The 10,763-nt window shown below is 68.9% G+C and carries 9 protein-coding genes; all 9 read left to right on the forward strand.

Annotated features, from left to right (window positions below):
• Positions 1 to 66: 66 nt before the first annotated feature.
• Entirely contained in the window at positions 67 to 921 is an 855-nt protein-coding gene (locus tag J2X21_RS25890; protein ID WP_310333032.1) for an AAA family ATPase, read from the forward strand.
• On the forward strand, positions 921 to 1,145 hold the full coding sequence (locus J2X21_RS25895) for a hypothetical protein (RefSeq protein ID WP_310333033.1): 225 nt from the start codon (positions 921 to 923) through the stop codon (positions 1,143 to 1,145). Before J2X21_RS25890 ends, J2X21_RS25895 begins: the two co-directional genes overlap by 1 nt.
• A complete protein-coding gene (locus tag J2X21_RS25900; protein ID WP_310333034.1) occupies positions 1,142 to 1,738 on the forward strand; it encodes a GNAT family N-acetyltransferase in 597 nt (198 codons plus the stop codon). Before J2X21_RS25895 ends, J2X21_RS25900 begins: the two co-directional genes overlap by 4 nt.
• A complete protein-coding gene (locus tag J2X21_RS25905; RefSeq protein WP_310333035.1) occupies positions 1,735 to 3,729 on the forward strand; it encodes a S9 family peptidase in 1,995 nt (664 codons plus the stop codon). Before J2X21_RS25900 ends, J2X21_RS25905 begins: the two co-directional genes overlap by 4 nt.
• Before the next feature lie 68 nt (positions 3,730 to 3,797).
• Positions 3,798 to 5,402, forward strand: coding sequence for a serine/threonine protein kinase (locus J2X21_RS25910; RefSeq protein WP_310333036.1), 1,605 nt, complete (start codon positions 3,798 to 3,800; stop codon positions 5,400 to 5,402).
• Positions 5,399 to 6,640, forward strand: coding sequence for an OmpA family protein (locus J2X21_RS25915; RefSeq protein WP_310333037.1), 1,242 nt, complete (start codon positions 5,399 to 5,401; stop codon positions 6,638 to 6,640). Before J2X21_RS25910 ends, J2X21_RS25915 begins: the two co-directional genes overlap by 4 nt.
• 114 nt (positions 6,641 to 6,754) lie before the next feature.
• Positions 6,755 to 7,861, forward strand: coding sequence for an EAL domain-containing protein (locus J2X21_RS25920; RefSeq protein ID WP_310333038.1), 1,107 nt, complete (start codon positions 6,755 to 6,757; stop codon positions 7,859 to 7,861).
• Positions 7,858 to 9,492 (forward strand): M28 family metallopeptidase, encoded by a 1,635-nt coding sequence (locus J2X21_RS25925; RefSeq protein ID WP_310333039.1) that lies wholly within the window; start codon positions 7,858 to 7,860, stop codon positions 9,490 to 9,492. Before J2X21_RS25920 ends, J2X21_RS25925 begins: the two co-directional genes overlap by 4 nt.
• Before the next feature lie 69 nt (positions 9,493 to 9,561).
• The gene (locus J2X21_RS25930) at positions 9,562 to 10,752 is read left to right on the forward strand and encodes a vWA domain-containing protein (RefSeq protein ID WP_310333040.1); all 1,191 of its coding nucleotides are present in this window, start codon (positions 9,562 to 9,564) and stop codon (positions 10,750 to 10,752) included.
• Positions 10,753 to 10,763: the final 11 nt, after the last annotated feature.

Genomic DNA, 10,763 nt, shown 5'->3' on the forward strand with positions numbered 1-10,763 from the left:
GATTATAGGAGGCCTCCTATACTGGCCCGGCACCCCTCCAACTCGGGTTTTGCCCCGGTTTCCCCCATGAAATTCCAAGGTTCCGACCAGTACGTCGCCACCGCCGACCTCATGCTCGCCGTGAATGCGGCGGCCACGCTGCAGCGCCCGCTGCTGATCAAGGGCGAGCCCGGCACCGGCAAGACCATGCTGGCCGAGGAGGTGGCCTCGGCGCTGGGCATGCCGCTGCTGCAGTGGCATATCAAGAGCACCACCAAGGCGCAGCAAGGCCTGTACGAGTACGACGCCGTCAGCCGGCTGCGCGATTCGCAGTTGGCCGGCATCGAGGGCAGCGAGCGCGTTCGCAACATCGAGAACTACATCGTCAAGGGCGTGCTGTGGCAGGCCTTCGAGGCGGACCAGCCGGTCGTGCTGCTCATTGACGAGATCGACAAGGCCGACATCGAGTTCCCGAACGACCTGCTCCGCGAGATCGACCGCATGGAGTTCTACGTCTACGAGACGCGCCAGCTCATCAAGGCCAGGCATCGGCCGCTGGTGTTCATCACGTCCAACAACGAGAAGGAACTGCCGGACGCCTTCCTGCGCCGCTGCTTCTTTCACTACATCAAATTCCCCGACGCCGAGACGATGAAGAAGATCGTCGATGTGCACTTCCCGACCTTGAAGAAGGACTTGCTGGCCGCCGCGCTGAAGAACTTCTACGACGTGCGCAACCTGCCCGGCCTGAAGAAGAAGCCCAGCACGTCGGAACTGATCGACTGGCTCAAGCTGCTCGTTGCCGAGGACGTGCCGGTGGACGCGCTGCAGGCCAAGGACGAGAAGGTCAGCATCCCGCCGCTGGTCGGCGCGCTGCTGAAGAACGAGCAGGACCTGACCCTGTTCGAGAAACTCGTGTTCATGCAGAGAAACAACCGCTGATGGCCCAGGATTTCAACCGCGCGATGCGCGAAGGGCTGGCGGATGCCGTCGGCTTCGTGGGCGGTGCGCTGGCCGGCTGGTGGCTGGGCCGGCAATTCGGCATCGATTTCATCGCCACCAGCGAATGGAACGCCCGCCAGGTCGTCGGCCTGCTGCTCATCGTCGGCGGCTGCGGCGTGGGTCGTTTCGTGGCGCGGCGGCTGATGCTGAAGGACAAGCCATGAAGCCGGTGCTGCCCGTCACGCTGGCGGCCGGCCCCATCCGCCTGGTGCCGCTGACGCCGGAGCATGTGCCGGGCCTGCAGGCCGCGGCGGCCGACGGCGAACTGTGGAATCTGCGCTTCACCAGCGTGCCTGCGCCCGATGAGACCGCCGCCTATGTCGAAACCGCGCTGGCCGGTCAGGCCGCCGGCCACCGCCTGCCCTTCGCCGTGCTGGACGCTCACACCGGCGACGTGCTGGGCAGCAGCAGCTATCACGACATCGTGCCCGCCGTGGAACGCGTGGAGATCGGCTACACCTGGTACGCCAGCCGCGTTCAGCGCAGCGCCGTCAACACGACGGCCAAGTTGCTGCTGCTGACGCACGCGTTCGAGACGCTGGGCGCGAAGCTGGTGGGCTGGCGCACGGACAACTTCAACCACGCCTCGCAGCGCGCCATCGAGCGCCTGGGCGCCAAGCGCGACGGCGTGATCCGCCATCACGCGCTGCGCCGCGACGGGACGGTGCGCGACACCGTCATGTACAGCCTGACCGTGGGCGAATGGCCCGAGGTCAAGGCGCATCTGAACTGGCAACTGACCCGCCCCAGAACATGAGCAAAACCTCCAGGCCCTCCAACGCCACCTTCGACGTTGACGCACTCTGGGCCCTGGACCGCATAGGCGCGCCCAGCCTCAGCCCCGATGGCGCCCAGGCCGTGGCCGCCGTCACGCGGCATTCGATGGAGACCAACAAGGCACAGTCCAGCCTGTGGCTGTTCTCCACGCTGGGCGGCGAGCCACGCCGCCTGACCGCGGCCGGCGACAAGGACGGCCATCCGCAGTGGAGCCCGCGCGGTGACCTGATCGCCTTCACGGCCAAGCGCGAGCAAGGCGGCCAGAAGGACGACGAGCCGCAGCTCTACGTCATCGCGCCCGACGGCGGCGAGGCACGTCGCGTGGGCCAGGTGCCCACCGGCGTGGAGGCTTTCAAGTGGTTCCCCGACGGCCGGCGCATCGCCTTCGTGTCCTGGGTCTGGCCCGACCGCAAGGCCGCCGCGCAGGCCGACGCGCTGAAGGACTTCAAGGCCCGCAAGGAAACGGCCTACGTCACCGACGAGGCGCTGTACCGCTTCTGGGACCACCACATCCCCATGGGCCGCGTGCCGCACTTGCACGTGATGGACGTGGACAGCGGCAAGGCCCGCGACCTGTTTGAAGGCAGCGACCTGGAACTGAGCCGCGCCGAGCCGGATGCCGACTGCTTCGATGTGTCACCCGACGGCCGGCGCATCGCCTTCGTGTTCGACCCCGAAGCCGACAAGCGGCTGGACAACCGCTACGCGCTGGCCGAGATCGACGTGAAGACGCGCCATGCGCAGTTGCTGCTGCGCGATGCCGACTGGCATTTCGGCGCACCGCGCTACAGCCATGCCGGCGGCCACCTGGCCTTCCTGGCCAGCCACCAGGCACTGGGCCACAACCGACCCGACCAGCTCGCCGTGCTGGACCAGCACGGCCGCTGGGCCGTGTTCAGCGACGGCTGGGACCACGAGGTCACCGCACCGCTGCGCTGGGCCGAAGACGACCAGGCCGTGCTGTTCGCGGCGGAGCAGCGGGGCCGTCGCCACATATGGCGCTTCGCTTTGGGCGACAGCGCGGCCGAGGTCGTGTTCGAGGGTGGCCATGTGGCCGCATTCGCGCAGGAGGCCGGCTTCACCGTCATCAACCATGACAGCGTGCAATTCCCGCCGCGACTGTCGGTGCTGGACGAGGGCGCCCCGCGCCGCATCGAGGCGCTGAACGATGCCCGCCTCGCCGCGCACACCTTCGGCCGCCACGAGGAAGTCACCATCACCGGCGCGCGCGGCGACGACGTGCAGATGTGGCTGATCTATCCGCCGGGCTTTGATGCGAAGAAGAAGTGGCCGGTCATGCACGTCATCCACGGCGGCCCGCACACGGCCTTCGGCGACAGCTGGCACTGGCGCTGGAACCACCAGGCGTTCGCGGCGCAGGGCTATGTGGTTGCCTGCGTGAACTACCACGGCTCGTCCAGCTTCGGCCACGAGTTCCTGGACAGCATCACCGGCCGCTGGGGCGAGTACGAACTGCAGGATGTCGAGGCCGGCACCGAATGGCTGCTGAAGAAGCCCTGGGTGAACAAGAAACGCATCGTCGCCACCGGCGGCAGCTACGGCGGCTACATGGTCGCGTGGATGAACGGCCATGTGAAACCCGGCCGCTACCAGGCCTATGTCTGCCACGCCGGCTGCTACGACTGGCAGGCCATGTACGCGGACGACGCCTACAGCTGGCACCGCAAGGAACTGGGCGCCGCCTACTGGGACGACCCGGCCCGCATCGCCGCGCAGAGCCCGCATGCATTCGCGGCGAACTTCGCCACGCCCACGCTGGTCATCCACGGCGCGATGGATTACCGCGTGCCCGACGCGCAAGGCCTGGCCTACTACAACACGCTGAAGTCGCTGGGCGTGCCCGCGCGGCTGGTGTGGTTCCCGGACGAGAACCACTGGGTGCTGAAGCCGCGCAACAGCCGGCTCTGGTACGGCGAGTTCTTCGCGTGGCTGAAGCAGCACGCTGCATGAATCTTGATGATCGGCGCGGCGGCCGGGCCCTCCCATAATCGGCCCGCCATGATCGTCCTGCCCCGCAGATGAGCGCAGCCGCCGCCGATCCTCCCGAAGACCGGGCCGAGCCCACCATCGCGCTGCCGACCCCGCTGACGCCCGGTCACACCCTCCCGACCGGCACGCGCATCCACGACTACCGCATCGACCGCGTGCTCGGCGAAGGCGGCTTCGGCATCGTCTACCTGGCCACCGACGTGGTGCTGGAGCGCCAGGTCGCCGTCAAGGAATATCTGCCCTCGTCGATGGCCGCGCGCGCCGGCCAGTCGCTGACGGTGCTGGTCAAGTCGCCCGTGCACGAGGAGACCTTCCAGATCGGCCTGCGCAGCTTCGTCAACGAGGCCAAGCTGCTGGCCCGCTTCGACCATCCGGCCCTGCTGAAGGTGCACCAGTTCTGGGAGGCCAACGGCACCGCCTACATGGCCATGCCCTACTACCAGGGCCCCACGCTGAAGGCCTCGATGGCCAAGCTCGGCAGGCCGCCGACCGAGACCGAGGTGCGCGCCTGGCTGATGCCGCTGCTGGATGCGCTGGAGGTGCTGCACAAGGAGCACTGCTACCACCGCGACATCGCGCCGGACAACATCCTGCTGACCGACAACGGGCCGCTGCTGCTGGACTTCGGCGCCGCGCGCCGCGTCATCGGAGAACAGACGCACGCTCTGACCGCCATGCTCAAGCCGGGCTTCGCGCCCATCGAGCAGTACGGCGAGATGCCCGGCATCGCCCAGGGCCCCTGGACCGACATCTTCGCGCTGGCCAGCGTGTTGTACGCGGCCATCAGCGGCGGCCGCACGGTGCCGGCCGTCGAACGCCTGCTGCATGACGGCATGCGTCCACTGGCCACGGTGGCTGCGGGCCGCTGCGGCAACGCCTTCCTCGCGGCCATCGACCTCGCACTGGCCGTCCACCCCAAGGATCGCCCGCAATCCATCGCCGAATTCCGTGCGCTGCTCACTGCTGACGACACGCAGGCGCTCGAACTCTCCCAGCTGAAGGCGCTGGGCGTCCCGACCGGCGACGAGACCATCCTGTTGCCGGATTTCGACCCCACGCAGGTCGTGGTGCCCACGGCCCCGAGCCCCGCGCCGCCGGCACCGGCACGACAGCCCACGCCGCCGCCACCGCCCGTGCTGCCGCCTGCGGCGCCACCGCCGCCGCCACGCCCGGCGGCACCGCAGCCCGTTCCCGCGCCCGCACAGACGCCCGCTCCTTCCGCGCTGCGCCGCCTGATCATTCCGGGCGTGGTCGGGCTGGCCGCACTGGCATGGGGAGGCTATCGACTGCTGGTGGCTCCTGCGCCCTCCCCGCTGCCGCCGTCCACCGTGCCCGAAGCCGCGTCGTCCGTGGCCTCGGCCGCGGCACCGGTCGCCTCCGCGCCTCAAGCCGCCGCCCCGGCGGCCTCGACCGCCCCCGCCCTGCCCGCGTCGGCCGCGCCGGCGCCCACGCCAGCAGCTGCAGCCTCGGTGCCGACCCGGCCGCCCGCGACCACGCCCAAACCGCGCCCCGTCGTGGCCGCCCCCGCGCCCACCGTCACGAGAGGCGCACAGTGCAGTGATATTCTGCAAAAGGCCTCATTGGAGCCATTGACGGCCAGTGAGACCGCCTACCTGAAGAGGGAATGCCGATGAGTCGCCTCAGCCTCGTGAATCGCGTCGGTCTTTCGGTTCGCGCGGGGCATGCCGCCGCGCTGGCCTGCCTGGTCCTGCTGGCCGGCTGCCTGGAGACGGCGCCCAAGCAGGCCACGGTGTCCACCAACGAACTGTCCTTCAGCGAGGCCATCGTCGTCGCGACCGACGGCCTCGTGAACCAGACGCAGAAGCTGCCCGGCTTCCTGGCCAAGGTCGAGTCCAAGATCGCCAAGAAGAGCGTCGTCGTCGATCCCACCATCGACGCCACCAGTGGTCAGCAGACCCAGACCACGCTGCTGCTCGAACGCCGCATCGGCGAGCGGCTGGCGGCGCGCACGGAGGGCAGCTTCGACCTGCTGCCCTTCAAGAGCGAGAACCTGGCCAAGGTCCAGTACCTGCTGACCGGCACGCTGACCCGCTTGCTGGACGTGCCCGGCAAGCGCTCCTTGCAGATCAACCTGGCGCTGGTGGAGATCAAGACCGGCCAGGTGGTGGCGCAGGCCTCGGCGCTGGCCCGCGATGACGGTCTCAACCACACGCCACTGGCGATCTACCAGGACAGCCCCGTGCTCGTGAAGGACCGCGTCGTCGACGCCTACATCGGCACCGCACTGACACCACCGGGCCGCGCGGCCAACAGCGTCTACATGGAACGTGTCGCGGTGGCCAGCGTCATCAACGAGGCCGGCACGCTGTACAACGCCGAGCGCTACCCGGAGTCACTGGCCAAGTACCAGGAAGCCCGCAACCAGGCCGGCGGTGAACAGCTGCGCACGCTCAACGGCATCTACCTGAACTTCGTGCGGCTCGGCCGCACCGCCGAAGCCGAAGCCGCGTTCGGCCAGATCGTGGCCTACGGTCTGCGCTCCAACAAGCTGGACGTGAAGCTGCTGTTCAACCCCGGCAGCAGCACCGAGTTCTGGGCCGATCCCAAGGTCAGCGGCGCCTACCCGATGTGGCTGCGGCAGATCGCCAAGGAGAGCGCCGGCGCGCGCGTCTGCATGGCCATCGTCGGGCACACCAGCCGCACCGGCACGGAGCAGGCCAACGACACCTTGTCGTTGCAGCGCGCCGGCTTCATCCAGCAACGCCTGGCCGCGGAGTCCGCCGGGCTGGGCCAGCGCATCAAGGCCAGCGGCATGGGCTGGCGCGAGAACCTCGTGGGCAGCGGCAGCGACAACGCCGTGGACGCACTGGACCGCCGCGTGGAGTTCCGAGTGGAGCCATGCCGTAGCTAGGCCGGCCCTCAAACCAGGGGAAGCGCCGGTGTTCACCTCCGGCGATGTGTTTCAGAATGTGCCATCCCTGCGGCGCACGCACCGAGGCTGCGGCGAGGGGCTCGGAGAGCACGAATGGGCAGCACGCCTTGGTTCCTTGAAAGCATCGTCGCCGACGGTTCGCGCGTCACCCACCGCATCGACCGTCTGCCGTTCAGCGTGGGCCGCGATGCCGGCAACGACCTGACCATCGAGGCCGCCGGCCTGTCGCGCCGTCATGCCGAATTGCAGGCCGACGACACCGGCGGCCTGCTGCTGGTGGACCTGGGCAGCACCAACGGCACCTTCGTGAACCGCGAGCGCGTGGAAGGTGCCCGGCCTCTGTTGCCCAACGACATCATCCATTTCTGCCACGCCGAATTCCGCCTGACCGGCGACGCCACGGGCGCCACGCTGGCGGAACCGCACCACGACCCGACGCGCATGGTGTCGGGCACGCAGACGCTGAGCCAGCACTTCATCCGTCACGAAGCGCAGTTCATGGAGTTCCTGGGCGGCCGTGGCCTGACCGCCGCGGCGCAACCCATCGTCGATGCACACACCGGCAAGCTGCTGGCCTACGAACTGCTGGGCCGCAGCACGCACCCCGAGCTGCCCGGCTCGCCCATGCACCTGTTCAGCATGGCCGCCGCGCTGCGGCGCGAGGCCGAGCTGAGCGCGGCATTCCGGTCCTACGGGCTGACGGCGCTGGCCCCCAAGGCGCAAGGCCTGGGCATCTTCGTGAACACCCACCCGACCGAGACCTTCACCGACGAGTTCTTCCAGTCCCTGCAAGGCTTGCTGGACCTGCCCGGCCGCCCGCACATCGTCGTGGAAGTGCACGAGAGCGCCGTGGTCGAGGTGGAGCGCATGCGCGAACTGGCCGCGCGCCTGGGCAGCATCGGCGTGCGCTTCGCCTACGACGACTTCGGCGCCGGCCAGGCGCGGCTGAACGAGTTGGCCGAGGTGCCGGCGCACTTCGTCAAGTTCGACATGGGCATCGTGCGCAACCTGCACGAAGCCAGCGAGCGCAAGCAGCGCATGGTGCGCGACCTGGTGCGCATGGTGCTGGAGCTGGGCTCCGTGCCGCTGGCCGAGGGCGTGGAGGTGGAGGCCGAGGCACAGGTCTGCCGCGACATGGGCTTCCAGCTGATCCAGGGCTACCTCACGGGCAAGCCCGTGATGGTGGACACGATCCAGTGACGGGCCTGCGACGCCGCCCACTGCTGCAGGCACTGGGCACGCTGGCACTGCCCGCGCTGGCGGCCGCCGAGCCTGCTCGCGGCCCCCAGGCCGACCTCGCGCGGCTGCAGGCCCACCAGCGCTTCCTGGCCGACCCGCTGCTGGAGGGCCGCGAGACCGGCACGCGCGGCTACGACCTCGCCGCGGCCTATGTGGCCAGCCAGTTCGCGCAGCTGGGCCTCAAGCCCCGCGGCGACGCCGGCGGCTTCGCGCAGGCTGTGCCGCTGAAGACGGCCCGGCTTGCCGCCACGCCGCCGGTGCTGGAGCTGTGCCGCGGCACGAGCTGCGAGCGGCTGGCCTGGCTGGATGAGTTCAGCACCCGGCCCGACATTGCGCTGGCGCGCAGCGAGGTCAGCGCGCCGCTGGTGTTCGCCGGCTACGGCATCTCGGCACCTGCCTTCGGCCTGGACGACTACGCCGGCCTGGACGTCAAGGGCCGCATCGCGGTCGTGCTGTCGGGCCGGCCGCCGCAGATGCCCAGCGAGCAAGGCGCGCACTACGGCAACGCTCGCACCAAGCAGGAGCTGGCAGCGCGGCACGGCGCCATCGGCGTCATCACGCTGTCCACGCCTCGCAGCGAGATCGTCGCCCCTTTCCACAACAACCGGCTGTTCGCCGACAGCGTGTCCATGGACTGGGTCACGCCCGAAGGCCACGGCGGCAGCGACATCCCCGGCATGCAGGCCATGGCCAGCGTCAGCGTGCAGGCGGCACCCCGGCTGCTGGCGGCGCTGGGGCGCGACTACGCCACGCTGATCGCCGACGCCGAGGCCGGCCGCCCGCTGCCGCGCGGCGAGCTGGGCCTGAGCGCACGCCTGACCCGCGACAGCGTCCATGGCCAGGCGCGCAGCCACAACGTCGTGGGCTTCATCGAGGGCCGCCATCCGCGACTCAAGCACGAGGTCATCGTGCTGTCGGCCCATCTGGACCACCTCGGCAAGAAGGGCGACGCCGTCTACCCCGGCGCGATGGACAACGCGCTGGGCATCGCCACGCTGCTGGAGGTCGCGCGGCTGCAGGCGCACAGCGCCACGCGGCCGGACCGCTCCATCCTGTTCGTCGCGCTGACCGCCGAGGAGAAGAACTACCTCGGCTCGGTCTACTTCGCCCGCCACCCGCCCGTGCCCGCCACGGCCCTCGTCGCGAACATCAACATCGACATGCCCATCCTGCTGCACGACTTCAGCACTGTGGTGGCGCTGGGTGCCCAGCATTCGACGCTGGGCGCCGCCGTCGAGCGCGCCGTGCGCAAACTGGGCCTGAATACGGCACCCGACCCTCAGCCGGAGCAGAGCCGCTTCACGCGCTCCGACCAGTACAGCTTCGTGCGCCGGGGGATTCCGGCCGTCATCCTGGGCCCCGGTGGCTCGTCCTTCGACGCGCGCGAGGACGGCGACGCGCTGATGCGCGAGTTCCGCCGGCTGCGCTATCACCAGCCCGGCGACGACCTGAGTCAGTCTTTCCACTGGCGCGCGGTGCAACGCTTCGCGCAGCTGCAATGGGAGCTGCTGGCGGAGGTCGCCCGGCAACCCGAGCGGCCCCGCTGGCAGCCCGGGGACTTCTTCGGCGAGTTGTTCGGGTCGCGGCGTTGACCGACAAGGCGGTGCGACCACGCACTGCATAATCGTTTTCGCCCTGCAGTTCCCGCTCACCGCGCCGTCATGCTGATCCAGTTCTTCTACACGCTGCGTGCCGCCAAGCTCAAGGTGACGGTGCCCGAGTACCTGACGCTGCTGGAAGCGCTGCAGGCCGGCGTCATCGCCGGCCCCGAGGACGGCGGCGTCGCGTCCATCGACGACTTCTATCACCTGGCCCGCGCGTCGCTGGTCAAGGACGAAACCCAGTACGACAAGTTCGACCGCGCCTTCTCCGCCTACTTCAAGGGCGTGGAGATGCTGACCGACTTCACGGCCGAGGTGCCGCTGGAGTGGCTGAAGAAGACGCTGGAGCTGGAGCTGACGCCCGAGCAGAAGGCCGCCATCGAGAAGATGGGCTGGAACGAGCTGATGGAGACGCTGAAGAAGCGCTTCGAGGAACAGAAGGAGCGCCACGAGGGGGGCAACCGCTGGATAGGCACCGGCGGCACCAGCCCCTTCGGCAACTCCGGCTACAACCCGCAGGGCGTGCGCATCGGCGGCAAGGGCGGCAACAAGAGCGCCGTCAAGGTCTGGGAACAGCGCGCGTACAAGGACTACGACGACACGCTGGAACTGGGCACGCGCAACATCAAGGTCGCGCTGCGGCGGCTGCGCCGCTTCGCGCGTGAAGGGTCGGAGCTGGAGCTGGACCTGGACGGCACCATCCACGGCACGGCTGCGAACGCCGGAATGCTCGACATTCGCATGCAGCCCGAGCGCCACAACAAGGTCAAGGTGCTGCTGCTGATGGACGTGGGCGGCACGATGGACGAGCACGTGCACCGCGTCGAGGAGCTGTTCTCGGCCGCCAAGAGCGAGTTCAAGCACCTGGAGTTCTATTACTTCCACAACTGCGTCTACGACTTCGTCTGGAAGAACAACCGGCGCCGCTTTGCCGAGAAGCTCAACACCTGGGACCTGATCCGCAAGTACAACCGCGACTACAAGCTCATCTTCGTCGGCGACGCGACGATGAGCCCTTACGAGATCCTGCAGGTGGGCGGCAGCGTGGAGTACAACAACGACGAGGCCGGCGCCGAATGGCTGCAGCGCCTCACGCATGCCTTCCCCAAGTACGCGTGGATCAACCCCGAGCCGCAAGGCGTGTGGCAGTACCGGCAAAGCATCGCGCTGATCCAGCAGCTGATGCAGCAGCGCATGTTCCCGTTGAGCCTGTCCGGCCTGGAAGGCGCGATGCGCCTGCTGAGCAAATGAGGTAGCGGCAC

This window comes from Roseateles asaccharophilus (assembly GCF_031458115.1).
In the GTDB taxonomy this organism is placed as follows: domain Bacteria; phylum Pseudomonadota; class Gammaproteobacteria; order Burkholderiales; family Burkholderiaceae_C; genus Pelomonas; species Pelomonas asaccharophilus_A.

Coding starts and splice junctions, on each gene's coding strand:
- J2X21_RS25920 (WP_310333038.1), top strand. CDS start 6,755: ATGGGCAGCACGCCTTGGTTCCTTGAAAGCATCGTCGCCGACGGTTCG.
- J2X21_RS25890 (WP_310333032.1), top strand. CDS start 67: ATGAAATTCCAAGGTTCCGACCAGTACGTCGCCACCGCCGACCTCATG.
- J2X21_RS25915 (WP_310333037.1), top strand. CDS start 5,399: ATGAGTCGCCTCAGCCTCGTGAATCGCGTCGGTCTTTCGGTTCGCGCG.
- J2X21_RS25905 (WP_310333035.1), top strand. CDS start 1,735: ATGAGCAAAACCTCCAGGCCCTCCAACGCCACCTTCGACGTTGACGCA.
- J2X21_RS25900 (WP_310333034.1), top strand. CDS start 1,142: ATGAAGCCGGTGCTGCCCGTCACGCTGGCGGCCGGCCCCATCCGCCTG.
- J2X21_RS25930 (WP_310333040.1), top strand. CDS start 9,562: ATGCTGATCCAGTTCTTCTACACGCTGCGTGCCGCCAAGCTCAAGGTG.
- J2X21_RS25910 (WP_310333036.1), top strand. CDS start 3,798: ATGAGCGCAGCCGCCGCCGATCCTCCCGAAGACCGGGCCGAGCCCACC.
- J2X21_RS25895 (WP_310333033.1), top strand. CDS start 921: ATGGCCCAGGATTTCAACCGCGCGATGCGCGAAGGGCTGGCGGATGCC.